The organism is Sphingomonas sp. Root710 (genome assembly GCF_001429065.1).
In the GTDB taxonomy this organism is placed as follows: Bacteria; Pseudomonadota; Alphaproteobacteria; order Sphingomonadales; family Sphingomonadaceae; genus Rhizorhabdus.
On the sequence record NZ_LMIB01000018.1, the window covers coordinates 140,947 to 164,936 of the forward strand.

Consider the following 23,990-nt stretch of genomic DNA (forward strand, 5'->3'; position numbering starts at 1 on the left):
GATGAACCTCATCCAGACGCTCGAAGCCGAGCAGATTGCCAAGTTCAACGAATCGAAGAAGATTCCCGAATTCCGCCCCGGTGACACCCTGCGCGTCGGCGTGAAGGTCGTCGAAGGCGAGCGTACCCGCGTCCAGGCCTATGAAGGCGTCTGCATCGCGCGCTCGAACAAGGGCATGGGTTCGTCCTTCACCGTCCGCAAGATCTCGTTCGGCGAAGGCGTCGAGCGCGTCTTCCCGCTCTACTCGCCGAACGTCGACTCGATCGAGGTCGTCCGCAAGGGTGTCGTGCGTCGCGCGAAGCTCTACTATCTGCGTGGCCGCACCGGTAAATCGGCGCGTATTGCAGAGCGTCGCGACCATAAGCCGGCCGCCGAGGCCCAGGAAGCCTAAGGACAGGCTCTCCCTACCAAACCTCGCAGGCGGCCGGCTCCCCAGGGAGACCGGCCGTTTGCATATCTGGACCTATTCACATCCTTGTCGGAACCGGCGCGCTTGCCGGGCCGACGCCCAAGTTTAAGGAAAACAAAGATGGGCTATCGTGTCGTCGTCGCGGGTGCCACCGGCAATGTGGGCCGCGAAATGCTGAACATCCTGGCCGAGCGCGAATTCCCGCTCGACGATCTGGCGGTCGTCGCCTCCGCGCGCAGCCAGGGCGACATGATCGACTTTGGCGAGACCGGAAAGCAGTACAAGGTCCAGAATATCGAGCATTTCGACTGGTCGGGCTGGGACATCGCGCTGTTCGCGATCGGCTCCGACGCGACCAAGATCTACGCGCCCAAGGCGGCGGCGGCGGGCTGCACCGTGATCGACAATTCGTCGCTCTACCGGATGGATCCGGACGTGCCGCTGATCGTGCCAGAGGTGAACCCCGAGGCGATCGACGGCTATAAGAAGCGCAACATCATCGCCAACCCGAACTGCTCGACAGCGCAGATGGTCGTCGCGCTGAAGCCGCTGCACGACGCGGCGACGATCAAGCGCGTCGTCGTCTCGACCTATCAGTCGGTTTCCGGCGCGGGCAAGGCGGGCATGGACGAGCTGTTCGAACAGAGCCGCAACATCTTCGTCGGCGACCCCGCCGAGCCCAAGAAGTTCACCAAGCAGATCGCCTTCAACGTGATCCCGCACATCGATAAGTTCCTCGACGACGGCTACACCAAGGAAGAGTGGAAGATGGTCGTCGAGACCAAGAAGATCATGGACCCGAAGGTGAAGGTCACCGCGACCTGCGTCCGTGTGCCCGTCTTCGTCGGCCATTCCGAAGCGATCAACATCGAGCTCGAGAACGAGCTGTCGGCCGAGGACGCGCAGAAGATCCTGCGCGAGGCCCCGGGCGTCATGCTCGTCGACAAGCGCGAGGACGGCGGATACGTCACCCCGGTCGAGTGTGTCGGCGAGTTCGCCACCTATGTCAGCCGCGTCCGCGAGGACCCGACCGTCGAGAACGGTCTGGTGCTGTGGTGCGTCTCGGACAATCTCCGCAAGGGCGCGGCGCTCAACGCGGTCCAGATCGCCGAACTGCTCGGCCGCCGGCACCTGAAGAAGGCGTAAGCGGACACTCTCCCCGTCCTTCCGGTAGACGCTGGAATCTCGCCGCCGTCCTCTTACAAGGGGCGACGAGGTTCCCGCCGCCGCGGGAGGGACGGGGAAGAGATTTGATCGGATCACGCCTGCCCACCATTCAATACGGGCTGATCGCCGTCGTCGCCTTGTCGGTGCCGCTTAGTGGCTGGGGCGCCACCTACCCTCCCAATACTTGGCTGCAGCTAGGCCCTGTCGTCCTGCTTATGCTGCTCGCCCCGGCGCTGCTCCGCCGCTGGCCGCTGTCGACCGCATCGGTTGTCGCCATCGCCGCCTTCCTGTTGCTGCACGATCTCGCTGCGCGTTGGACCTATAGCGACGTACCCTATGATGCCTGGGGCCGAACTCTGACTGGCGCCTCGATCGACCAGCTTTGCGGCTTCACGCGCAACCAGTTCGACCGGCTCGTCCATGGCATGTTCGGCGTGCTCGCGATCCTGCCGACCAGCGAAGCTGTCCGCCGCTATGCCGGATTGGGAAGACGGGCAGCGCTGAGCTTCGCCCTGATGTTCGTCCTAGCGGTCGGCGGCGTCTATGAAATCTTCGAATGGCTGCTAGCGGTGTTCATGGATCCCGCCTCTGCTGAAGCTTATAATGGCCAGCAAGGTGACATGTTCGACGCGCAGAAGGACATGGCGATCGCGGCGGTCGGCGGCCTGCTGTCGACGGCGTGGATCGGCCTGCGTCACGCTTGCCGGTGATCGTCGCGGAGATAAGAAAGATGGACCCAGCCTGCGCTGGGCTCACGCAGAAGGGACGGATGGACGAAACGACAATGACCGGCGGCTGCCAGTGCGGCCGCATCCGCTACAGCGCAACGATCACCTCGGACGAGGCCTATCTCTGCCATTGCCGCATGTGCCAGCGCGCGACCGGCGGGGTGTCGATCGCCTTCGTCAACCTCAAGAAGGCGGCGCTGCGCTGGGAGCGCGAGCCCGACTGGTATTCCAGTTCGCCGATCGCGCGGCGGCCTTTCTGTTCGGCCTGCGGCACGCCGCTCGGCTTCGCCTATCCCGACAGCGAGAATATCGACCTGACCGTCGGCAGCTTCGACGATCCGCCGCGCTTCGTGCCGACATCGCATTTCGGCGCGGAAAGCCTGCATGAAGCGTGGATCGACACCCGCGCCCTGCCGCGCTACCGGACCGACGAGCACAAGCCGCTCGTCGATCGCTGGATGAACACCGTTGGCAAACTCCCCGACTGAAACCACCCTCCACCATTTCCGGGGCGCCAATGGCGCGGAGATGGCCTGGCACGAGATAGGCGATGCCGAAGGACGCCCCGTCATCCTGATCCATGGGCTGTTCTCGAACGCCTTCACCAACTGGGTCCGCTATGGCCACGCCGCAAAGCTGGCGGCGAAAGGGCGGCGGGTGATCATGCCCGACCTGCGCGCGCATGGCGACAGCGCGAAGCCGCATGATCCGGCCGGCTACAGTCCCGATATCCTCGCCGACGACAATCTCGCGCTGATCGATCAGTTGTGCCTCACGCCCGGCGGCTACGACCTTGGCGGCTATTCGCTGGGCGGGCGCACCACCGCACGGATGCTGGTGCGCGGTGCGCGGCCCGGCAAGGCGATGCTCGCGGGCATGGGCCTCGAAGGTCTGCTCGATCTGGGCGGGCGGGTCAGCTTCTTCCGCCGCGTGCTCGAAGGCATCGGCACCCACCAGAAATTCTCGCCCGAATGGATGGCGGAGGGCTTCCTCAAGACCACCAGAGGCGATCCGAAGGCGCTGCTCCTGCTGCTCGACAGCTTCCCCGTCATCCCCCGCGCCGCGCTGGCCGATCTCGACCTGCCGATCCTCGTGCTGACCGGCAGCGAGGATCAGGACAACGGCTCAGCAAGGGCGCTCGCCGCGGCGCTGCCTAATGCCGCCTTCGCCGAGGTGCCCGGCAATCATATGAGCGCCGTGACGCTGCCCGATCTGGGCGATGCGATCGCCGCGTGGTTCTGAAACCGTCTCATCTTCGTAATACACGGGGTTGACCGCGTCCCGGCGGCATGATGACACTGCTGTCAGCATGAAATTGCCAAGGGACATTTCCATGAAGACGATCATCAAGGCCGCCGCCTCGGGGCTGGCGCTGGCCGCGCTGCTCTCGACGGCGCCTGCCTCGGCCCAGGCCGCAGCGCCCGCCACCTCGACGGCCGCCACCCCCACCGCCGCCGAAGCCGACGCGTTCGTCGCCGCGGCGGAGAAGGAGTATCTCGACTTCCTGACCTTCGCCGCGCAGGTCCAATGGATCAACAGCACCTATCTGACCGACGACACCGACGCGGTGGCCGCGCGCGTCGGCGCGCAGGATACCGAGATGCAGGTCCGCTACGCCAAGGAGGCCGCACGCTTCGACGGGGTGAAGGGCCTCAGCTATGACACCGCGCGCAAGCTGGGCAAGCTCAAGCAGCGCATCGTCCTGCCCGCGCCCGACACGCCCGGCGCGGCGCGCGAGCTCAACGACCTCGCGACCCGCCTCCAGTCGACCTATGGCAAGGGCCGCGGCACGCTGCGCGGCCAGGAAATCAACGGCTCCGACATCGAAGCCGAGATGGGCACCAACCGCAATCCCGCCGAGCTGCAGGAGATGTGGACGAGCTGGCACGACAATGTCGGCAAGCCGATGCGCGGCGATTATGCCAAGCTGGTCGAGATCGCCAACAAGGGCGCGGTCGACCTGGGCTATGCCGATCTCGGCGCGATGTGGCGCGCGGGCTATGACATGCCCGCCGACGATTTCGCGAAGATGATGGACAAGCTGTGGGTTCAGGTGAAGCCGCTCTACGACGCGCTCCACTGCTATACCCGCGCCAGGCTCAACGCCAAATATGGCGACGCCGTCCAGGCGAAGACCGGGCCGATCCGCGCCGACCTGCTCGGCAACATGTGGGCGCAGGAATGGGGCAATATCTATGACATCGTCGCCCCGCCGGGGGCTGGCGACGTCGGCTATGACGTCGGCGAACTGCTCGTCGCCAAGGGCTATGACCCGGTCAAGATGGTGAAGACGGGCGAGGGCTTCTACAGTTCGCTCGGCTTCGCGCCGCTGCCCGACACCTTCTGGACCCGATCGCAGATCACCAAGCCGCGCGACCGCGAGGTCGTCTGCCACGCATCGGCCTGGGACGTCGACAACAAGGATGATCTGCGCATCAAGATGTGCACCAAGGTCAATGCCGACGACTTCGTCACCATCCATCATGAGCTCGGCCATAATTATTACCAACGCGCCTACAACAAGCAGCCGCAGCTCTACATGGACGGCGCGAACGACGGCTTCCACGAGGCGATCGGCGATTTCGTCGCGCTGTCGATCACGCCCGACTATCTGGTGAAGATCGGCCTGCTCGATCCCGCCAAGGTGCCGAGCGCCGACAAGGATATCGGCCTGCTGCTGCGGCAGGCGATGGACAAGGTCGCCTTCCTGCCCTTCGGCCTGCTGATGGACAAATGGCGGTGGGGCGTGTTCAGCGGCCAGATTCAGCCGGCAAACTACAACAAGGCCTGGACCGACCTGCGCCTGCAATATCAGGGGATCGTCCCGCCGGTCGCGCGCGACGAGAGCGATTTCGATCCGGGCGCGAAATATCATATCCCGGGCAACACGCCCTATGCGCGCTATTTCCTCGCCCGTATCCTGCAATTCCAGTTCTACAAGGCGGCGTGCGACCAGGCGGGTTGGAAGGGACCGCTCCATCGTTGTTCCTTCTACGGCGACAAGAAGGTCGGCGAGAAGCTCAATGCGATGCTCGCCATGGGACAATCGAAGCCCTGGCCCGATGCGCTCCAAGCGTTCACCGGCAGCCGCGAAATCGATGGCAGGGCGATGATCGCCTATTTCAAGCCGCTGATCGGCTGGCTCAAGACGCAGAACAAAGGTCAGCGCTGCGGCTGGTGACGATGAGATCGAGGGACGCCGATCGAAGGAGAATCGGCGTCCTTCATTTCGCCACGCTAATAACCAAGCAGGCCATAGAAGAGATGGCTAAAAGGCGATCGATATGTGCGCAAAGCGACATGACTCGCCCGTTTACCCATCCAAAATGGTGGAAACTGGCCAAGAACGGTACAGACGGCATCGCTTTACTGTTGCATTTTCGGCCGCTTGGCCGCAGGGCACCGGCCCAATCGAGACAGATTTGATAATGATTATCGGGTGATTTGCTCATCCCGAGTGGTTCAGTTGTTTCCGGGGGGCAATGACCGCAGCGCTCGCAAATGTGTTCACGCTGACTTTCATCGCAGCCATGCTGGCGGCGGTGATGCTCATCGCGTGGCGCAGCTTCGGCAGGCCGCGCTATGCGATGTTCTGGGCGGCGGCCTTTTCCGTCGCTACGATCGAGTGGGTCGGCAATTTGCTCTTCCGCCTTTACGAACGCGACGACCCGCTTCTGTTCGCGTCGCTCGTCGGCCTGTGCTGTCTGTCCAACGCGCTGCTCGCGGTCGGCTTCGTTCAGCGTGGGCGGCCGCAGGCAAACATGGCGCCGCTGGTCGCGGCAGCATGCGTGGCGACGATAATGGTCACCACGATCACCTATCTGTTCCCGCAACGCGACGTACGCGATCCGCTCTGGCTGTATTTCGCCGCTTCGATGCTGGTGATCGGCGCGGCCAGCGTGACGCGGTCGCTGCGCACCGCATCGCTGCCCGAGCGGGCGACCATCGTGATGCTGATCCTGTTCGCCGCGATCGACGCCGGGCTCGGCACCCTGGCCCTCGGCCAGGGCGCGAGCGGCGAGAGCGACCGCTATCAGCTTTTCCGTACCGTGCTGGTGCTGCTCTATCCGCTTGCCTTCATCGGCGTGGGGTTGTTTTCGGTCTTCCTGGTGGCCGCCGACCTGGCCGAGACCATGCGCCGGCTGGCGACGTCGGACGAGCTCACCGGCATCTACAACCGGCGCGGCTTCGAGGAGTCGGCCGAGCGGGCGATCCGCAACGCCCAGCGCCAGCGCCAGCCGCTCGCCGTGGTCGTCGCCGACATCGACAATTTCAAGGCGGTCAACGACCGTTATGGCCATTCGACGGGAGATCGCGCGCTCAGGCATTTCGCCAGCAGGATCGAACGCATGATTCGCCGGGGCGATCTGGTCGGCCGGATCGGCGGCGAGGAATTCGCCCTGCTGCTGGTCAACACCCGGGCCCAGGATGCACTGGAGGTGGTCGAGCGGATCCGCCGCGACATCGCCGCGATGCCCGTCGAGGGCCGGAACCAGGTCGTCATGACCGCGAGCTTCGGCGTCACTGGCCTGCGGCCCGGCGACATCTCGCTGACCGCGCTGCTCGCGCGGGCCGATCGGGCACTCTACCGTTCCAAGCTGGAAGGCCGCGACCGGGTGACCAGCGCCGAGGATCTCGACGAGCGGGTCTGAAGGTCAGTCCGCCGCGCTTTCGAACAACGCGATCAGCCGCGGTGCGATGCCTGCGAGATCGTGGCGCGCGGCCACGCGCTTGCGCCCTTCGCGGCCCATCTTGCCCAGCATGCCCTTAGTCGCCGTCATCGCCGCCCCGATGGCGGCCGCCAATGCATCGGCATCGCCGGGCGGAACCAGCCATCCGCAGCTCTGGTCGACTAGTTCGGGAATGCCGGCGACCGGCGTGGTGATCACCGGGCGGCCCATCGCGAAGGCCTCCATGATCGCAATCGGCAGCCCTTCGGCATGGCTGGGTAGCACGAGCGCGCGGGTTTCGCCGATGCGGCGGCGCACTTCGGCATTGCTGCGCCAGCCGATCAGCTTGACGCGCCCGCCGGTGCCGGTGGCGCCGATCTCGCGCTCCACCGCCGCGCGGCTTTCGCCGTCGCCGATCAGCACGATCGACAGCCCCGGATGGTCGCGCGCCACCGCTGCGATCGCCGCCGGAATCTCGGCCTGCCCCTTTTCCGGGCAGAGCCGCCCGACCGACAGGAACCTCCCGCTCATCGGGTTCGGGGTGACCGGATAATCCGACAGCTCGATGCCGCAGGGCACCACCTTGACGCGATCGGCCAGATCTGCGGGCAACTCGGCAATCAGCCGGTTTCGGCAATAGTCGCTGATCGCGACGACGAAGGCGGCATCGCGGACCTTGTCGGCGACGCTGTTCTCCGCCAGCTGCTCGAGCTCGTTCGGCCCGTGAACGGTGAAGCTGTACCGCGGGCCGCCGAGCCTTCGACACAACATCGCCACCGCCGCCGCATTGGTCGAGAAATGCGCATGGACATGGTCGATGCCCAATTGGACGCAGCGCCGCTTCAGCCGCACTGCCTGGGTCAGATAGGCGCTATGGCGGACGAAGCCGCCGCCCGCCGCCCGGTGCATCTCTCCGGTCGCCTCCAGCGCCTCGGCAAAGCCGCGCGGATGGAAGAGCGCGTGGCGCGCGAGGCCGCCGATCAGCCGCCCGCCTTGCCCCGTAAGGAGATATTCCGTGCGGTTGCGCTCGCTCATATCCTGCGGGTCCACCAGCCGTTCGGCCCAGTGGCGCACCGCGAAGCGCTTGACCGGCACCCCGGCCCGCTCGATCGCGGCGATCTCCCGCCGGATGAAGGTGGTGCTCGTCATCGGATAGCTGTTGAGCAGATAGGCGAGCCTCATGCCTTGCGCGCCTCCTCGATCAGCCGGGCGGCGGCGAGCATGCGGTCGTGGCTGATCACCGGGCTTTCGACCGCCCCGTCGCGGAACAGCGCAGTGAAATGCGCGATCTCATGAACATAGGGCGAGCCGCCATGGCCATACCAGCCGCCCGTGGCGCGGCTGCCCATGTCGGCGAGGTGCCGGATCAACGGATGCTGGCGAGATCCCCACCTGCGCCGTCCCGCGCCGGGGCGGGTGAAACGAACCCGTTGCGCCGACAGCAGCGGTGGCGCGACGTCCACAGCGGCTGCGTCGCCTTCGATCCACAGATCATTGTCGAGCCGTTCGACGAAGGAGACCGACAGGTCCGACCGCGCCCCGCCCCGATGGGCGACACGGAAGCGCGCGGCGATGTCGACGCCGTCCGCGTCACGTTCGACCTCCGCCTCGGCGTCAGCGATGGGCCCGAGGGCGATCAGCGCCAGCATCAGGGGGTAGATCGCGCGATCGGCCAACACACCACCGTCGGCATCGAACAGGCGGGGATGGCTGCCGGCGTCCACCGGATAACCGAAGCTCGCCTCCAGCCGCCGCACCGTGCCCAGCCGCCCGCCATGGGCCGCTTCGAGCGCGGCGGCCACCGCGGGCAGGAAGGGCGTCGCCACCGCTTCCATGCACAGCAGGCCCGACCGCTGCGCCTGCGACAGGAGATCGGCGGTTTCCGCGGCACTCATCGCGAAGGGTTTCTCGCACAGCACCGCCTTCCCCGAAGCCAACGACGCGCGGACATCCCCGGCATGGTCGCGATTGCGGCTGGCGATATAGACCGCCTCGGCGTGGTCGAGCGGCGCATCGCCGATCAGCGCGCGCATCGCCGCCGCCATCCGTCCACGCCCGATGACGGCGAAGCGCAGCGGGGTCATCCGCCCCAGTCCATCGGAGTCATGCAGCCATGGTCGAAGCTGGTGGTCATGCGGTGATCCCCGCCCGCCTGCATCGCCAGCGACACCTCGGTCAGATGCAGGGCAAAATCCCCGGCCAGCCGCGGCGTCCTTCCCTCGCCGATCGCCTGCGCCATCTCCGCCACGCCCAGCGCGAAGTTCATCGACGCCGCGCCCCGGCGGCCCATCATCGGATGGCTGGGGCCGATCGGGCGCACGCGTGCCGCAAAGGGGCTGTTGATCAGCCGGCGCCGCACGACATGGCGCTTGCGGATCCGCACCGGGGCGGCATTGGCCCAGGCCTCGTCCACCTCCAGCACGCCGTCGTCGCCGAAGATGCGCAGGCCGTGGTCGTGGGGCGCGACGATCGAGCAGGTCAGCCGCGCGGTCATGTCGTCGAAGAACAGCGTGGCCGACGCATAATCGGGTGTGTCGTGCCCCGCCCCGGTCTGCGCGGCGTCGAGCACCCGCGCCGCGCCGCCCGCCACCCGGCGCACCGGCCCGAACATCATCATCAGCCAGGAGAGATAATATCCGGCATGCTCGAGGGTACAGCCGGTGCGATATTCGTTGGCGGCGGGCCAGGCCGCGCCGCTGGCCGAGCGCCAGCGGCCATGGGGCGCGGCGGGCAGGAAATCGTCGTCGAGCTCGGCATAGGCGAGGCGAGGCCTGCCGATCCGCCCCTCGCGCAGCGCCCGCCACGCCGTCTGCGCCGCCCGGCCGAGCAGGCTGCACGGCGCAGAGGCAAGGTGCAGGCCCCGATCCGCGGCCAGCGCCGCCAGCGCCCCGGCATCCGCCATCGTCATCGCCAGCGGCTTTTCCGACCAGACATGCACGCCCGCCTCCAGCGCCGCGCGGCTGACTGATGCATGGGCCTCAGGGCTCGTGAGGTTGAGTATCATGCCGGGGCGGCGGGCGAGCAGCGCGTCGAGCCCCGCCGCCGCGTCGAGCCGCCAATGGCCGGCGAAGGCGGCAAGCCGGTCCGGATCGGAGTCCCAGACGCCGATGACGTCCAGCCCGGCAAAGGTTCGAATCGAGGGCATGTAGAGGTCGGCGACATAGCCCGCCCCCACGATTCCGATTCGCGCCGTCGCGCGATATTCCCCCGCTGCCATGGAATGGCAGCCTAAAAGGCGCCGGGGCCCATCGCAATGGCCGCCGGTAAGGTATCAATTGACATATCAACCTATATCAATGCCTATCGATGATATCGTTCCGTAATAGCAATGAAGTTCCAGTCGCGCGTCGCTTTCAGGCTTTCGTCAAAGCACTAGCTGTGTCGGGTTTTACACGGTGGCGGTTTAACGATATGATGACCCCCATGGAATCGGATCGCATCCATAAGCTAACCGAGGCGCAGCGCGTTTGCCTGCGCATGGTGCTGATGCATCTCTCGTCCAAGGATATCGCCCGGGAACTGGGAATTTCGCCGCATACGGTGGACCAGCGGCTGCGCATGGCGATCCAGGCGCTGGGTGTCGCCAACCGCTTCGAAGCGGCGCGAATCCTGGCGAAATATGAGAGCCCGAACCCATATCAATCAGCCGTATATCAAACGCCGCATGTTGCTCCTGAGCCCGTCCATGCCACTGTTGGCCTGTCCGACATTCATGGGGTCCGGCAGAGCGACACCGGCTTCCACGGCTCGGCGGTGAGGGAGGAACAGATAGCGTTCCGAACACCCGCCTTCGCCACCAGTGGCAGCTTCATCAATCTGCCTTTCCCGACGCCGGGAAGGGAGCGTAATGACCTAAATCTGTTGCAGCGGCTGGGCTGGATCGTTTCGATCTCCATCGGCTCGGCCATTGCCTTCGGCGGGCTTCTTGCCGGACTCGACGCGCTGAAACGCCTTTTCAACGTCTAAGCGCCTCATCTGATTTCCACAGCATCGTCCAACAGGGACGCGCTGGCCCCATGGGTGGCCGCGCGAAGGGAGAATCACATGTTCAATCGCCTCACCATTCTCAAGCGCCGTGAAGTTGCCCAGGGTGTCGCCGACCGTCTGATGGCGGCCGAGCATGCGATCGATCAGGCCATTGCCCGCACCGCCGAGCTGACCGGCTTCATCCCCGCCGCCCGCGCCGAAGCCGATCTGGCCTGCGAAGTCGGCCAGGAAGCGCTCGAATATGCCGCCGAGAGCTTCTCGGCACTGGTCAAGGCCCGCGCCCAGATGATCGCCAGCCACCGCGAACTGGCGGCGACCAAGGATCAGGTCGGCCTGAAGACCTATGCGCTGGGCGGTCTGGTCGGCAAGGCGGAAGTCCGCCACCTCCAAGAGGTGGCCTGATCGCCGCCGCGAACTGGTTCGCCGACATGGCCGCGCTTGACCGGAGCATAGCGTTGTGATCCGGTCCCGGCATGCCTCAGTGGAACCAGTTCGCCTACCTGTTCGCGCTCATCCTCGTCAGTTCCTATGCGGGACGGCTCGGAGGATGGCCCGAACGGGCCGGTGCGGCGATCATGGTCGTGGGTTCGATCCTGACCGTGATAGCCGCGACGTCATTCTTCCCGGGATGGCGAACGCCCGAGGCAGGGATCTTCATCGTAGACCTGCTCGTCCTCGCGGCCTTCGGCAATCTCGCACTGTATAGCGATCGATTTTGGCCAATATGGGTAACATCCTTCCATTTGATCGCGGTGACCATCCACGTGGCCACGCTCGTCGATCCTTCGGTGGCGGCGCGAGCCTATTCATGGGCAGCGGAGGTCTGGGCCTATCCGATGCTGCTGGGCATAGCGGTCGGTACGCGGAACCATATTCACCGGCAGGCCATGATCCCCAGGGGGAATGCCGTCAGATATTAGAAGGGCTGCTGGCCCCGCTCGGCAACCCGCACACCGGCGCGATCATCGATGAACTGCTCGACGAGTTCGGCAGCGTCCCCGCGATCCTGGCCGCCGACCCCGCCGCGCTGCACGCCTGCCTGCCCGAGGATGGCGGCATCGCCACCTTCCTCGTCGCGGTGCGGATGACCATGCTCCATTCGCTGCGCACAGAGCTGGGGCAGAGCCCGATCCTGTCGACGTCGGAAGCGCTGACCAACTATCTGTTCGCCAGCATGGCGTACAACACGGTCGAGCACCTGCGCGTGCTGTTCCTCAATTCGACGAACCGGCTGCTGCGCGACGAGGTGATGGCGCGCGGCACGGTCAACCAGGCGCCGCTCTATCCGCGCGAGATATTGAAGCGTGCGCTGGAGATCGGCGCGACCGCACTGATCATCGTGCACAATCATCCGTCGGGCGATCCGACGCCGTGCCAGGCCGATGTCAAGGCGACCGCGCATCTGGTCGCAGCCGCCCGGCCGCTGGAGATTGCCGTTCACGACCACCTCATCGTCGCGCGCACCGGCTGGCGCAGCCTGCGCGCGGAAGGATTGATCTAGGGCATGTCCCAATCGTCGGGGAAGAAGAGTTACGTAGCGATGGAGACCAGTATGATCCGGGACTTTGCGAGGAGGGTGATCGACGATTTCGGCGATCAGACCGACAGCTATGTCGCCAGCCGCATCGGCGTCCTGATCCGCGACGGCGACAGCTATGGCGTGGGTCTGTGGAAGGCCGTCGCGACCGAGATCGAACGTATCCGTCTGCCCGAGACGCACATCCCGCGCAGCCGCCACTGAACCGGCGCCGACGCAGGCACGAGCCTGGCGCGCGCCAAACGGGTACCCAGCCGGCCGTCCTCCCCCCGATCCGGCCGGCTGGGGACACACAGGGAGGACTTCCAGCCCCCACAGGGCGGCGGACCAACAAGGGGCATTGGGGTTCGCCGCCCACTCGGGCTGTCATTCATCGCTATATCAGCCGTTGATATGCATCCGCCGTGCGGGCCTGGCGGGTGACAGCGCGGGGGCAAGCGGGTACCAGCATCCGGTTCGCATGGCCGGGAGGTGGGATTGGACGAATGGGCATCGCTTGAGATCGCGCCCTGGCGCGGCACAGGCCTTCGCCGCGACACGCTGCTCGCCGGACTGAACGAAGCCGCCGCGCGTGACCCCAGCATCCGCATCTTCCATATCCGCGACGGTCATGTCGCGATAGACGAGCCGCTAACCGCAGCCCCGTCGCCGGCGCTGGCCGATCTCATTGCCTCGCGCGCGCCGCTCTACCGCGATTTCATTCAGGCCGTGGTCGCCGAGCATGGCATCGATTGCCAGGTGCCGCTGGCGATACGCCTGGGCGACCGGGGCCCCGAAGAGCGCGACGTGCCGCTGTTCTGCTTCCACAAGATACGCTTCGAACGCACCATCCTGCTGCCCGATCTCGATTTCATCATCTCGGCCTATTATGCCGGTGCGGCGTTCCAGGATGGCCGCAGCTTCGCAGACAAGGCGCCCGAAGCCTGCTTTATCGGGGCCACCACCGGCGGCATCGTCAGCATGAAGCGGGTCGAGGCCGACGCGCATGAACGGATCAGGGCAGCACGCTTCTTCCGCGACGAGCCCGACGTCAGGTTCGAGATCTCGGCGGTCGTGCAATGCGACAGCGACGAGACCAGGCGCATTGTCGAGACGATGGTTCCGATGGCGGCCGGCTGGCGCGACTGGCATGACCAGTTCGGCTATCGCTATATCCTCTCGATGGATGGCAACGGCGCGACATGGTCGCGCACCGCGGTCGCGCTCGCCAGCAACAGCGTGCTCGTCAAATATGCCTCGGCGTCGCTGCTCTACTATATGCACGGGCTCGAACCATGGGTGCATTTCCTGCCGGTGCGGCGCGACGCGGATGTGCTCGACATCGTCGCCCATGCCGATCGCACCTTCGAGCGGGATGCCGCGATCGCCGCAGCGGGACGCGCCTTCGCGGCGCGCCATTTCAGCCGCGAGGCGGTGACGGGCTATATGGCGGCGCTGCTGCGCGGCTATGCCGGCGCCGTGGCGCCGCGATAGCCGATCAGCTCTCGTCGCCCATCCGCAGCGCAGCGATGAATGCCTCCTGCGGGATGTTCACATTGCCATATTCGCGCATGCGCTTTTTCCCCTCCTTTTGCTTGTCGAGGAGCTTGCGCTTGCGGCTGGCGTCGCCGCCATAGCATTTGGCGGTAACGTCCTTGCGCATCGCCGCGATCGTCTCGCGTGCGATCACCTTGCCGCCGATCGCGGCCTGGACGGGAATCTTGAACAGGTGGCGGGGGATCAGGTCCTTGAGCCGCTCGCACATGTGCCGCCCGCGCGCCTCGGCGGCGGCGCGGTGGACGATCATGCTCAGCGCATCGACAGGCTCGGCATTGACCATGATGCTCATCTTGACGAGGTCGCCCTCGCGATAGCCGATCTGATGATAATCGAAGCTCGCATAGCCGCGGCTGATCGACTTGAGCCGATCGTAGAAGTCGAACACCACCTCGTTGAGCGGCAGCTCATAGGTGATCTGCGCGCGGCCCCCGACATAGGTCAGGTTCTTCTGGATGCCGCGCCGGTCCTGGCACAGCTTGAGCAGCGAGCCGAGATATTCGTCGGGGACGTAGATCGTCGCTTCGATCCACGGCTCCTCGATCATGTCGATCCGGTTGGGATCGGGCATGTCGGCAGGGTTGTGCAGCTCGATCGTCTTGGCGTCCTCGGTCTTCGAATGGCTGAGGTGCAGGCGATAGACCACCGACGGCGCGGTGGTGATCAGGTCGAGATCATATTCGCGGGTCAGCCGCTCTTGGATGATCTCCAGATGGAGGAGCCCCAGAAAGCCGCAGCGGAAGCCGAAGCCCAGCGCCGCCGAACTCTCGGCCTCGAAGCTGAACGAGGCGTCGTTGAGCCGCAGCTTGTAGAGGCTGTCGCGCAGCTTCTCGAAATCGGCGGCGTCGACCGGGAACAGGCCGCAGAACACCACCGGCTGGACTTCCTTGAAGCCCGGCAGCGGCTCGGCGGTCGGCTTCTTGGCGTCGGTGATCGTGTCGCCGACCGCGGTCTGGCTGACCTCCTTGATCTGTGCCGTGATGATGCCGATCTCTCCCGCTGCCAGCTCGGTGAGCTGTTCGAGCTTGGGCCGCATGCAGGCGACCCGGTCGACCAGATGCAGCGTGCCGTTCTGCATGAACTTGATCTGCTGGCCCTTTTTCAGGACCCCTTCGACCACCCGGACGAGGATGACGACGCCGAGATAAGGGTCGTACCAGCTATCGACGAGCATCGCCTTCAGCGGCGCGGTCCGGTCGCCCTTGGGCGGGGGGATGCGGGTGACGACAGCCTCCAGCACCTCGTCGATGCCGATCCCCGATTTGGCCGAAGCGAGTACGGCATCGTCGGCAGGCAGGCCGATAATGTCCTCGATCTCCTTCTTCACCTTGTCGGGCTCGGCGGCGGGCAGGTCGATCTTGTTGATCACCGGCACGATCTCATGATCATGCTCGATCGACTGATAGACGTTCGCCAGCGTCTGCGCCTCGACGCCCTGCGCCGCGTCGACCACGAGCAGCGCGCCCTCGCACGCTGCCAGGCTGCGCGACACCTCATAGGCGAAGTCGACATGCCCCGGCGTGTCCATCAGGTTGAGGACATAGGTATTGCCGTCCTTGGCGGTGTAATCGAGACGCACGGTCTGCGCCTTGATGGTGATTCCGCGCTCCTTCTCGATGTCCATATTGTCGAGCACCTGCGCCGACATCTCGCGATCGGTCAGCCCGCCGGTGCGCTGGATCAGCCGGTCGGCAAGGGTCGACTTGCCATGGTCGATATGGGCGATGATCGAAAAATTGCGGATACGGTCGATCGGAACGGTCACGAATATCTCAATCAGGCTGAGAGGAGAGTTGCGCGCCCATAGCAACGCACGCGTCAGGACGCAAAGTTGTGGGTTTCAGCTTTGCTGAAACATGCGGTGCTAGCCCGCTCCCCCCCACCCAACCTCCCGATCCAGGATATGATATCGGGATGTTGGGTGGGGGAGCGGGCTGGCACCGCACTTCCGCGTCAGCGGACAATAAGGCCGAATGTGCTTTTAATCATAGTAACCCGACCCGGTTTCGGGAATCTTCGGTGCCGTGACGGGGCGTGATTCGCGTTGGGGGGCTTCCGCTTCGTCCTGATATGAACGGGGGTTCTCACGATGAAATACGTCCTTATGGCGGCGACCGCTGCCACTATGCTTTCCGCGCAACCCGCTTTCGCCGCCGACGAGGCGGTCGCACTGTCGAAGTGCGACAAGCCGATCGGTAGCATCGCCGTGGTCGATGGCGACACCCAGGGCTGGACCAAATATGGTCTCAACAGCCCACGCGACCTGATCGCGGCCATGGCGGTGCAGAGCGGCTGCTTCACGCTTCAGGCGGGTAGCAGCGGTGTCCCCGCCGACTTCCTGCTCAACGCGATCGCCGGCGACAAAGAAGAGGTCGATCAGGGCACCAGCCTGGCCAAGACCGCGCTGACCGAAGGTCTCGTCCGTTCGGGCATGGCCAGCAAGATGATGGGCAGCGTGCCGTTCGGTGGCCAGGCGCTGAGTATGTTCGGCGGCTTCGGCGGCAAGAAGAAGACGATCGCCGCGGGCCTGCGCGTGATCAGCCCGGCGACCGGCCAGACCGTCGTCACCGGCAACGGCCAGCAGACCAAGACCCAGGTCTCCTTCGGTCCCAGCGGCCTCGTCGCCAGCAATCCGTGGGGCGACGCCGCGCGCGCGCAGATGGCGGCGATGGGCTATGGCGATCCCTATGCTGGCGGTTCGGGCGGCTATGGCGCGTCGAAGGACGGGCAGATGCTCGCCACCGCCTTCATCCTCGCCTTCAACAACGTCGTGGCGCAGCAGGCCGCGCTGGTCGCGGTCAAGCCCGCCGCCGGCGCCGCCAAGGCGACGACGGTCGCCACCACGCCCGGCTACACCACCGCGATCGACACCAAGCTCTATGCCCAGGCGGCCAAGGGCGAAGTGGTCCGCGCGCTGCGCGCCGGCACGGTGCTGACCCCGAGCGGAGTCCGCGAGGGCCTGTTCGTCGAAGTCAGCGATGCCTATGGCACCAAGGGCTGGGTTTCGGTCGAAGACCTGAAATAGGCCTGCTGCCAGATCGGCTCAAATCGGGCGCCGGGAAACCGGCGCCCTTTTTATCGGCGTGGTCCTGGATCTCGTTTACCATCGGCTGCGACCGGGCATTCCCACGACGCGGCGGAAGGCCCGACAGCCGCGGGCAGGCGCTCATGCGCACCCGGCGCTTGTGCGGGCCATCCATAATTTTATAGGGCCCCTGGTACCGGACGACAGGAAGCAAAGGGACTGATGGCGCTATGCATGACCAGGGCGGCGAAGTTTCGATGGCTGCACCGGAGCGGGTCGAGAATCCCGCCTTTTGTGTCGGGGCGCCCAAGTCGGGCACCCATTCGATCGCCGAACTCTTCGGCGGCGCGATGCGCACCGCGCATGAGCCGCATGCACTCGGGATGATCCGGCTCATCCTCGCCAATCCCCGCCCCACCCTCAAGGAGCGCAGGGCCTATTTTTGGAACCGCCACGACAAGCTGCGGTTGCAACTCGAAAGCACCCACATGCTGGTCTTCTTCCTTGAAGAGCTGCTGGCCTGCTTTCCCAAGGCCCGCTTCCTGCTGACGGTGCGCGATCCAAGGTCGTGGCTAGACTCGTTCTTCAATCAGCAGCTGGGGACGCCGGTCCATGCCGAGTGGAAGCGCTTTCGCGACTACCGCTTCGGGCGCTCGCTTTACGGACATTTCCCCGGGGCCGAGATACTGCGCGATAACGGCCTATATCCCCTCGACAGCTATCTGGCCTATTGGGCGTGGCATAATGAGCGTGTCCTGCGGATCGTGCCGCCCGGGCAGCTGATGATCGTGCGCACCCCCGACATCGCGGCCAACGCGGCCCGGATGGCCGAGTATCTGGGCGTCGATCCCCAGCGGCTCGCTGAGCGAAAGACCCACGCCTTCAAGGCGGCCGCCCGGTTCGATCTGGTATCCAAGATCGATCCGGCCCTGCTGGAAGACCGGATCGCAGCCCATTGCGGCCACCTCATCAGGAAACTCGAAGCAAGAACTCTGCCCGCCTGACTATGGCCGCTGGGCCGAAGGCCCCGCGCGCCTGAAGAGCCCCGCCGAAGCGGAGGCCTTTCATCGCGCCTCTCCACGCAGAATGGTGCTGGCGAGGAGGTTCTAACGCGTCCCGATCCTCGACCGCAACCATCGAGCAGCGGCGAAAGATCAGCGCAGCTTCTCCGCCGCGATCATCTTCTGTAACAGCCGCCGCACCTTCACTGGCGCCACGTCGTTCGACATCAGCACCGGGTCTAGCGAGAAGAACTCGGCCTCCCCCATCTCCTGCTGGACGGCGGTGATGATCGGGCCATCTTCGGCCTCGAATGCCTGATGCATCGCCTGGATCTTCATCGTGTTATAGTCGGCATCGCTCTCGACATGGTTGCGCCGGGTCGCGAAGAAATAATGGGTCTTGAAGGCGTCCTCGGGCGTGCAGGTGTGGAGATCATACTGGCTCGTCGCCTCGGCAAAATCCTCGCTGTCCTGCACCGCGCCTACCGATAGCTGGATGTTGGCGGGGGCAGTCCAGGTGATGTCGAAATAATGGCGTGCCTCTTCCGCAGGACGCGGCAGGAAATTGGCGAAGATCATCATCGCCGGGGTCTGCGACCATTCCCAGCGGGCCGAGATGTGCGTCTCGCGCTCACGCACCTTCGGCACGATCGGGGACAGCTGGCCGCGCGTCGTGATGATCTCGCCATGGACATGGTCGATATGACTCAAGTCCATTACGTTATCGATGATCAGCTCGTAATTGACGTCCATGTGCATATAGGTCTGGGCGACGGCGTTCGGATGCCCCTCGTCCAGCGGCGAGAAATCGGGCAGCAGCGCGGGATCGGCGTCGCTCTCGTCCATCCATATCCATAGGAAGCCATATTTCTCGATCAGCGGGAAACGCCGCACCTGGGCCGCGGCAGGGATGCGGCCATTGCCGTGCGGGTTATGGACGCACTGCCCTTCGGCGTTGAAGCGCAGCGCATGATAGGGGCAGGCGACCTCGTCGCCCTCGCGCTTGCCCATGTGCAGCGGCGCGAAACGGTGCGGGCAGCGGTCGTGCAGCGCGACCGGCGATCCGTCTGCCAGCCGGTAGATCATCACGGAGGTACCCAGGATACGGCGGTGGAACAGCGCCTCTCCTGCCACTTCGGATGACATGGCGGCGACATACCAGGCCCGTTTGAGATATTCGAACGCGGAGGCCATGGCCTTTCTTCTCCCGATGCTAGAGCTGGATGACGAGGCGCGGCGTCGCCGCGCGGGAACAACAGGGCGTGAAACAGTCGTTCGCCGCCTTTTCCTGATCCGACAGATAGGCGTCGCGATGATCGGGGATACCGGCGGCGACGGTGGTGAGACAGGTGCCGCAAATCCCCTGTTCGCAGGAGAGCGGGATGCTGATGCCCGCGGCGGCGAGCGCGGCAGCCGCGCTCTGCCCGGCGGCGACGGGGACGATCAGGCCGCGTCCTTCGATCTCGAGCTCGAACGGGCGATCCCCTTCGGCCGATGGCGGCGGCGCGGCGAAGCGTTCGGAATGCAGCCGATCCTCGGCCCAGCCCCCCGCCCGCGCCCTGTCGAGCACGAAATCCATGAAGCCGTTGGGGCCGCAGATATAGAGGCGATGCCCTGGCTGCGGCGTGCCGAGCGTGGGCGCGGCATCGAAACTCGGCGGGATACGCTCGCCGACATGCAGCTGCCAGCGCCCCGCGAAGCGGGCCTCGCCGAGCCGGTCGACAAAGGCCGCGCGCTCGGCTGAGCGCACGAAATAATGCAGCTCGAAGCTGGCTCCCTCACAGGAGAGCTGTTCGGCCATCGCCAGTATCGGGGTAATCCCGATCCCGCCCGCCATCAGCACGATATGTTCGGCCTGTTGCAGCGCGAACAGGTTGCGCGGCGCGCTGATCCGCACCGCCTGGCCCTCCGCCAGCGCCTCATGCACCGCACGCGATCCGCCCCGCCCCTGCCGGTCGAGCAGGACGCCGAGCTCATAGCGGTCCGGCGCACCCGGTGCGTTGCACAGCGAATATTGCCGCACCACGCCGCCCGGCAGTTCGAGATCGACATGCGCGCCTGCGGTGAACGGCGGCAGCACCGCGCCGTCGACCGGCGCCAGCGACAGGCCGACGACATCCTCCGCCAGCCGCCTTCGCGCGGCGATCCGGACGGTGATCCAGTCGTCGCTCACGACGCCCGCTCCCGATCGGCGGCGGCACGCTCGGCGCCTTCCTCCTCGAGCAGCCGATCGAGCACCCACAGCATCCGTCCGGGCCCGGCGTCATGGACGATATCGACCTGCGGTGCGTCGGGATATTGCACCAGCCGCTCGCGCTGCCCCTCCAGGATGCGCTTATCCTCCAGAAAAGCGTCCATGTTGGTCCGGTGCATCAGGTCGACGATGCCGGGGAAGGCGGTCTCCCGGCTCGTTCCCCAGGAGAAATAATAGTCGATCGACCCCTCGTCGCGCGGCGTCACCGCCTGGCTGGAAAAGGTGTCGAGCAGCAGCTTGCCCTTCGACGGCTCGCTGGGTGATCCGCCCTCTTCGGCCTCGTGCACCGCGAAGCTGAGGATGAAGTTGCACGGCACGGTCATCCGCACATGGACGTTGATGTCGAAGCGGGCATCCTCGGGAAACAGATGTTTGCCGAAGGCGGGCGCCGGCACCCCGCGCACACAGTAGCGCGTCTCGATCCCGCGCGGCTCAAGGCGATGGCGGGGCTTGATGAAGCCCCAATGGTCGCTGCCCGCGAAGGTCAGGCCATGGACCCAGGAGACATGGCTGAGGTCGGCGAGGTTGGCGATCTCCTCGCGATAGCCGGTGCCGACCCGCAGATGCGACGTCTTGAGCACCCAGTTCGGATCGGACGGGCCGATCGCGAAGCAGATCAGCTCCAGATCGGCCCGCGCCGGATCGCCCATCCACACCCAGATCCAGTTGTCCTTCTCGACCACCGGCAGGGTCTGGGCGACTGCGCCATCGGGGATGCGGTCCATGCCCGGCACCTGACGGCAGGCGCCGTCGGGACCGAACAACATGCCGTGGTACATGCAGCGGATCGCATCGCCTTCCTTGCGCCCGAGCGACAGCGGGGCCGACCGGTGCGGGCAGCGATCCTCCATCGCCACCAGCCGCCCCTCACCGGTCCGGTAGAGGAGGATCGAGCGCCCCGCGATCTTGCGCACCACCAGATCGGTGGCGCCGATCCCGACATCCTCGTCCCAGCCGGCGCAGTACCAGGCGTTCCTGACGAACATCGCCCGACCCTCCCGGCTCAGAACTTGACGCCGAGCCGAGCGTACCACTCGGTCGGGCGGTTATAGGTTCCGAACAGCAGGCCGGCCGCGGTCTGATTGCCGCCGCTGACCAGATAGCGGTCGTTGGTAAGGTTCACGCCGCCCACGGTGAGCGTCCAGTGACCATCCGGCGCACGATAGCTGAGGCTGGCGTTGAGCTGGTCGGTGGCAGGGCGCAGCAGAGCGTAGGCGCGCTCGCTGTCGTTCCAGACCTTGCTGGTGCGGGTATAATCTATCAGCGCAACCAGCGCCCCGTCGTTCGGCAGCACATATTCGTAGCGCGGGCTGACGTTGAACTTCCACTTGGGTGTCTTGGGCAGCGGCGCGCCGGGGAAGACGCCCGCCTGCAACGCGTTGGGCGCGACCTGCGCCTGCGGCAGCACGCTGGTGTAATAGGCATCGCTATAACCGACCGAGGCGTTGAGGGTCAGGCCGTCGGCGGGTGCGGCGACCAGCTCGATCTCGAAGCCCTTGATGCGCGCATCGCCCGCATTCTGGATGGTCGGGGAGACGCCCTGCTGGAAGTTCAGCTGAATGCCGTCATATTTGGTGGTGAACACCGCCGCGTTGACTAGCAGCCGGCGGGAAAAGAATTCCGACTTCACACCCAGTTCGAAGCTCTCGGCCTTTTCAGGCGTAAAGCTCGCGGCATTGGGCAGCGGGTTCGACAGGCGCGTCGTCCAACCGCCGGTCTTGTAGCCGCGCGACCAGGAGCCATAGACCATGATGTCGCGGCTGGGATGCACCTGCACGCCCAGCTTCGGCGCGAAATTGTCGAACGTCGCATGCTGGGTGTCGGGCACATAATAACGCAACGGCTCGGTCGGTGACGGGAAGCCCAGCGCGGTGGTGCAGGGATCACCATAGACCGGGCAGTTGAACAGCTTGTAATTGAAGCCGTTCAGGTCGCTCTGCCCGCCGTTGAAATCCTTCTTCTCCTTTGTGTAGCGCGCGCCGGCGGTGAGGCTGATCAGCTCCGACAGCTCGTAATCGGCCTGCCCGAAAAAGGCGTAGTTCTCGGTGTGGAGCAGGTTCGGACCGAAGATCTGGAGCAGGCCCTGATCGAAGGTCACATAATCGTTCAGGAAGCTGCGTTCCTTGAAGTAATAGCCGCCCACGACATATTTGAGCTTGTCGTTGAGCGCATGGCCCGTCAGCTGCAGTTCCTGGCTGAACTGCCAGTTCCTCAGCGAGAAGGAGAATTCGAGCGCGCGGAGCGGCGATCCGTCGGCGTCGAGACCGGTCGCCCATTTCAACCGGCGGTAACCGGTGATCGACTTGACGGCCAACGCGTCCGACAGCGTATAGTCGAGCGTCATCGACAGGCCCCAGACCCGCATGCGCGAGAAGTTCAGCCCGGTCGCATAGCTCTTGTCCTTGTCGGCAAGGATGTAACGGCTGTCATAGGGCAGCCGGTCGTTGCTGGGATCGGCGTCGACATTGACGCTGGCGAGCCCGCCGATCACCTGCCCGGGATTGAGCGGGGTGCCCCGCGCGCCGCACAGCGCCGTCGCGTTGCGCGCCGCGATCTCCGCCGTGGTCGATCCGATGCAGAAATTATAGAGGCCGGCGAAGTTGAAGCCGTTCGGTGCCAGGCCCGACGCTCCGTCGTACAGCGCCGTCGCGCCCAATCCCGGGATCACCAGTGCGCGGTCGGCGGTCGGCGCGAAGACGAAGGGCTGGCTCTCGGTCGTCGCCAGCAGCTTGTTGGCGGTGCCCTGCTGGTTCTGATGCAGATAGTCGCCCGAGATGCGGACGGTCAGCCGGTCGGTCGCTTCCCATTTCAGCTTGCCGCGCAGCGACCATTCGATCTGCCCGCCCTCCGTGGAGGAGCTGTCATAGCCATTGGCGCGGAAGGCGGCGTCGGGGTCGGTCGCGAAATTGCCCGATCCCGGATATTCGATCCGCTTCAGATAGCCGTCGCGCTTGCGCGACGATCCCGTCAGCGAGACGCCCAGCGTGTCGGTGATCGGCAGGTCGACGCTGGCGTTGATGTCCAGCCGGTTGAAGCGGCCGGTGGTGATGTCGCCCCGGAAGGAGAATTCCTTGCCCGGATCGCGGGTGACGACCGAGATGGCACCGCCGATCGTGTTGCGGCCGAACAGCGTGCCCTGCGGCCCCTTCAGCACCTCGATCCGCTCGACATCGGGCAGGTCCAGATTGGCACCGACGGTGCGGGCCAGATAGATGCCGTCCAGATAGACCCCGACACCGGGATCGAGGTTCGCTGCGAAGTCGTTCTGGCCGATGCCGCGAATATAGGCCGACAGCACCGAACTCGATCCCGAAAAGGGCGTGCCGGCGTCCAGCGTCACGTTCGGCGCGATGTTCGACAGGCTGGCCACGTCGGCGACCGCGCGCTCCTTCAGCGCGTTGGCCGTGAACGCCGAAATGGCGATCGGCACATCCTGGACATTCTGGGCGCGCTTCTGCGCGGTGACGACGATCTCCTCGATTCCGCTGGCACCGTCGGAGACATTTTCCGCCGGCGTTGCGGTCTGGGCCCACGACGCCGCCGGCATCAGCGCGAGCAGTGAGCTGGAGACAGCGAGAATCTCACGGTACGACATATTTCCCCTCCTCTGGTTCTGCCGACGTTAGGAGCAGGAAGCGTGCCAACCCGGCGAAATGGCGCAAATCCGCCGAACCGT

General features: G+C 65.4%; 23 protein-coding genes. 15 read left to right on the top strand and 8 right to left on the bottom strand.

Features of this window, described 5'->3' with window-relative positions:
- Position 1: 1 nt before the first annotated feature.
- The 7 genes from rplS to ASE00_RS21375 all read left to right on the top strand — a co-directional run bounded on the left by rplS (position 2) and on the right by ASE00_RS21375 (position 6,956).
- Positions 2–391, top strand: coding sequence for a 50S ribosomal protein L19 (rplS, locus tag ASE00_RS21345; protein WP_056383756.1), 390 nt, complete (start codon positions 2–4; stop codon positions 389–391).
- Positions 392–529: 138 nt separating this feature from the next.
- Positions 530–1,555 carry an aspartate-semialdehyde dehydrogenase gene (locus ASE00_RS21350; protein ID WP_056383757.1) on the top strand — a complete coding sequence of 342 codons (1,026 nt, stop codon included), beginning with the start codon at positions 530–532 and terminating at the stop codon, positions 1,553–1,555.
- A 104-nt stretch (positions 1,556–1,659) separates the two neighbouring features.
- Entirely contained in the window at positions 1,660–2,286 is a 627-nt protein-coding gene (locus ASE00_RS21355) for a DUF2238 domain-containing protein (RefSeq protein WP_056383758.1), read from the top strand.
- A gap of 59 nt (positions 2,287–2,345) precedes the next feature.
- The gene (locus ASE00_RS21360; protein WP_056383849.1) at positions 2,346–2,792 is read left to right on the top strand and encodes a GFA family protein; all 447 of its coding nucleotides are present in this window, start codon (positions 2,346–2,348) and stop codon (positions 2,790–2,792) included.
- Positions 2,773–3,546, top strand: coding sequence for an alpha/beta fold hydrolase (locus tag ASE00_RS21365; protein WP_056383759.1), 774 nt, complete (start codon positions 2,773–2,775; stop codon positions 3,544–3,546). Before ASE00_RS21360 ends, ASE00_RS21365 begins: the two co-directional genes overlap by 20 nt.
- 91 nt (positions 3,547–3,637) lie before the next feature.
- Positions 3,638–5,485, top strand: coding sequence for a M2 family metallopeptidase (locus ASE00_RS21370; RefSeq protein ID WP_082594886.1), 1,848 nt, complete (start codon positions 3,638–3,640; stop codon positions 5,483–5,485).
- Between the two features lie 301 nt (positions 5,486–5,786).
- On the top strand, positions 5,787–6,956 hold the full coding sequence (locus tag ASE00_RS21375) for a sensor domain-containing diguanylate cyclase (protein ID WP_056383760.1): 1,170 nt from the start codon (positions 5,787–5,789) through the stop codon (positions 6,954–6,956).
- 3 nt (positions 6,957–6,959) lie between these two features.
- Here the strand turns inward: ASE00_RS21375 and ASE00_RS21380 are convergent, their stop codons facing one another.
- From ASE00_RS21380 to ASE00_RS21390, 3 genes are read right to left on the bottom strand one after another with little or no spacing between them, the layout of a single operon-like run.
- Positions 6,960–8,156 carry a glycosyltransferase family 4 protein gene (locus tag ASE00_RS21380; protein WP_056383761.1) on the bottom strand — a complete coding sequence of 399 codons (1,197 nt, stop codon included), beginning with the start codon at positions 8,154–8,156 and terminating at the stop codon, positions 6,960–6,962.
- A complete protein-coding gene (locus ASE00_RS21385) occupies positions 8,153–9,058 on the bottom strand; it encodes a Gfo/Idh/MocA family protein (RefSeq protein WP_056383762.1) in 906 nt (301 codons plus the stop codon). The genes ASE00_RS21380 and ASE00_RS21385 overlap by 4 nt, the downstream gene beginning before the upstream one ends.
- Positions 9,055–10,191: a Gfo/Idh/MocA family protein gene (locus tag ASE00_RS21390; RefSeq protein ID WP_056383763.1), complete on the bottom strand. Its 1,137-nt coding sequence runs from the start codon at positions 10,189–10,191 to the stop codon at positions 9,055–9,057. The genes ASE00_RS21385 and ASE00_RS21390 overlap by 4 nt, the downstream gene beginning before the upstream one ends.
- A 206-nt stretch (positions 10,192–10,397) precedes the next feature.
- Between ASE00_RS21390 and ASE00_RS21395 the strand changes: the two genes are divergently transcribed.
- The 6 genes from ASE00_RS21395 to ASE00_RS21425 all read left to right on the top strand — a co-directional run bounded on the left by ASE00_RS21395 (position 10,398) and on the right by ASE00_RS21425 (position 13,971).
- Positions 10,398–10,940, top strand: a complete 543-nt coding sequence (locus ASE00_RS21395; protein ID WP_235538783.1) for a helix-turn-helix domain-containing protein — start codon at positions 10,398–10,400, stop codon at positions 10,938–10,940.
- A gap of 78 nt (positions 10,941–11,018) precedes the next feature.
- Positions 11,019–11,363, top strand: coding sequence for a hypothetical protein (locus tag ASE00_RS21400; protein WP_056383765.1), 345 nt, complete (start codon positions 11,019–11,021; stop codon positions 11,361–11,363).
- 71 nt (positions 11,364–11,434) lie between these two features.
- Complete coding sequence (locus ASE00_RS21405; protein ID WP_056383766.1) at positions 11,435–11,881, top strand: hypothetical protein; 447 nt, start codon at positions 11,435–11,437, stop codon at positions 11,879–11,881.
- Complete coding sequence (locus tag ASE00_RS23155) at positions 11,770–12,462, top strand: JAB domain-containing protein (protein WP_082594888.1); 693 nt, start codon at positions 11,770–11,772, stop codon at positions 12,460–12,462. The genes ASE00_RS21405 and ASE00_RS23155 overlap by 112 nt, the downstream gene beginning before the upstream one ends.
- A gap of 51 nt (positions 12,463–12,513) precedes the next feature.
- The gene (locus ASE00_RS21420; protein ID WP_156405535.1) at positions 12,514–12,702 is read left to right on the top strand and encodes a DUF6961 family protein; all 189 of its coding nucleotides are present in this window, start codon (positions 12,514–12,516) and stop codon (positions 12,700–12,702) included.
- Positions 12,703–12,975: 273 nt separating this feature from the next.
- Positions 12,976–13,971 (top strand): glycosyl transferase family 90, encoded by a 996-nt coding sequence (locus ASE00_RS21425; protein ID WP_056383770.1) that lies wholly within the window; start codon positions 12,976–12,978, stop codon positions 13,969–13,971.
- Positions 13,972–13,975: 4 nt separating this feature from the next.
- Here ASE00_RS21425 and lepA read toward each other — a convergent pair whose 3' ends face one another.
- On the bottom strand, positions 13,976–15,799 hold the full coding sequence (gene lepA, locus ASE00_RS21430) for a translation elongation factor 4 (RefSeq protein ID WP_056383771.1): 1,824 nt from the start codon (positions 15,797–15,799) through the stop codon (positions 13,976–13,978).
- Between the two features lie 324 nt (positions 15,800–16,123).
- Here lepA and ASE00_RS21435 point away from each other — a divergent pair, with 324 nt between their 5' ends.
- Positions 16,124–17,059 (top strand): SH3 domain-containing protein, encoded by a 936-nt coding sequence (locus ASE00_RS21435; RefSeq protein WP_056383772.1) that lies wholly within the window; start codon positions 16,124–16,126, stop codon positions 17,057–17,059.
- A 230-nt stretch (positions 17,060–17,289) separates the two neighbouring features.
- A complete protein-coding gene (locus ASE00_RS21440; RefSeq protein WP_056383773.1) occupies positions 17,290–18,063 on the top strand; it encodes a sulfotransferase in 774 nt (257 codons plus the stop codon).
- A 150-nt stretch (positions 18,064–18,213) separates the two neighbouring features.
- Here the strand turns inward: ASE00_RS21440 and ASE00_RS21445 are convergent, their stop codons facing one another.
- The 4 genes from ASE00_RS21445 to ASE00_RS21460 are packed head-to-tail and all read right to left on the bottom strand — an operon-like array spanning position 18,214 to position 23,909.
- The gene (locus ASE00_RS21445) at positions 18,214–19,254 is read right to left on the bottom strand and encodes an aromatic ring-hydroxylating dioxygenase subunit alpha (RefSeq protein WP_056383774.1); all 1,041 of its coding nucleotides are present in this window, start codon (positions 19,252–19,254) and stop codon (positions 18,214–18,216) included.
- Positions 19,255–19,273: 19 nt separating this feature from the next.
- Entirely contained in the window at positions 19,274–20,233 is a 960-nt protein-coding gene (locus ASE00_RS21450) for a PDR/VanB family oxidoreductase (RefSeq protein ID WP_056383775.1), read from the bottom strand.
- Positions 20,230–21,300, bottom strand: a complete 1,071-nt coding sequence (locus ASE00_RS21455) for an aromatic ring-hydroxylating dioxygenase subunit alpha (protein WP_056383776.1) — start codon at positions 21,298–21,300, stop codon at positions 20,230–20,232. Before ASE00_RS21455 ends, ASE00_RS21450 begins: the two co-directional genes overlap by 4 nt.
- A 17-nt stretch (positions 21,301–21,317) precedes the next feature.
- Positions 21,318–23,909, bottom strand: a complete 2,592-nt coding sequence (locus ASE00_RS21460; RefSeq protein ID WP_056383777.1) for a TonB-dependent receptor — start codon at positions 23,907–23,909, stop codon at positions 21,318–21,320.
- Between the last annotated feature and the right edge of the window lie 81 nt (positions 23,910–23,990).

Excerpts from the sequence above, each read along its gene's own strand:
- ASE00_RS21370 (WP_082594886.1), top strand. The coding sequence starts at position 3,638 with ATGAAGACGATCATCAAGGCCGCCGCCTCGGGGCTGGCGCTGGCCGCG.
- ASE00_RS21400 (WP_056383765.1), top strand. The coding sequence starts at position 11,019 with ATGTTCAATCGCCTCACCATTCTCAAGCGCCGTGAAGTTGCCCAGGGT.
- ASE00_RS21360 (WP_056383849.1), top strand. The coding sequence starts at position 2,346 with ATGGACGAAACGACAATGACCGGCGGCTGCCAGTGCGGCCGCATCCGC.
- ASE00_RS21420 (WP_156405535.1), top strand. The coding sequence starts at position 12,514 with ATGATCCGGGACTTTGCGAGGAGGGTGATCGACGATTTCGGCGATCAG.
- ASE00_RS21460 (WP_056383777.1), bottom strand. The coding sequence starts at position 23,909 with ATGTCGTACCGTGAGATTCTCGCTGTCTCCAGCTCACTGCTCGCGCTG.
- ASE00_RS21385 (WP_056383762.1), bottom strand. The coding sequence starts at position 9,058 with ATGACCCCGCTGCGCTTCGCCGTCATCGGGCGTGGACGGATGGCGGCG.
- ASE00_RS21375 (WP_056383760.1), top strand. The coding sequence starts at position 5,787 with ATGACCGCAGCGCTCGCAAATGTGTTCACGCTGACTTTCATCGCAGCC.
- ASE00_RS21350 (WP_056383757.1), top strand. The coding sequence starts at position 530 with ATGGGCTATCGTGTCGTCGTCGCGGGTGCCACCGGCAATGTGGGCCGC.
- ASE00_RS21395 (WP_235538783.1), top strand. The coding sequence starts at position 10,398 with ATGGAATCGGATCGCATCCATAAGCTAACCGAGGCGCAGCGCGTTTGC.
- ASE00_RS21435 (WP_056383772.1), top strand. The coding sequence starts at position 16,124 with ATGAAATACGTCCTTATGGCGGCGACCGCTGCCACTATGCTTTCCGCG.
- rplS (WP_056383756.1), top strand. The coding sequence starts at position 2 with ATGAACCTCATCCAGACGCTCGAAGCCGAGCAGATTGCCAAGTTCAAC.
- ASE00_RS21455 (WP_056383776.1), bottom strand. The coding sequence starts at position 21,300 with ATGTTCGTCAGGAACGCCTGGTACTGCGCCGGCTGGGACGAGGATGTC.
- ASE00_RS23155 (WP_082594888.1), top strand. The coding sequence starts at position 11,770 with ATGGGCAGCGGAGGTCTGGGCCTATCCGATGCTGCTGGGCATAGCGGT.
- ASE00_RS21445 (WP_056383774.1), bottom strand. The coding sequence starts at position 19,254 with ATGGCCTCCGCGTTCGAATATCTCAAACGGGCCTGGTATGTCGCCGCC.
- ASE00_RS21390 (WP_056383763.1), bottom strand. The coding sequence starts at position 10,191 with ATGGCAGCGGGGGAATATCGCGCGACGGCGCGAATCGGAATCGTGGGG.
- ASE00_RS21405 (WP_056383766.1), top strand. The coding sequence starts at position 11,435 with ATGCCTCAGTGGAACCAGTTCGCCTACCTGTTCGCGCTCATCCTCGTC.
- ASE00_RS21440 (WP_056383773.1), top strand. The coding sequence starts at position 17,290 with ATGCATGACCAGGGCGGCGAAGTTTCGATGGCTGCACCGGAGCGGGTC.
- ASE00_RS21380 (WP_056383761.1), bottom strand. The coding sequence starts at position 8,156 with ATGAGGCTCGCCTATCTGCTCAACAGCTATCCGATGACGAGCACCACC.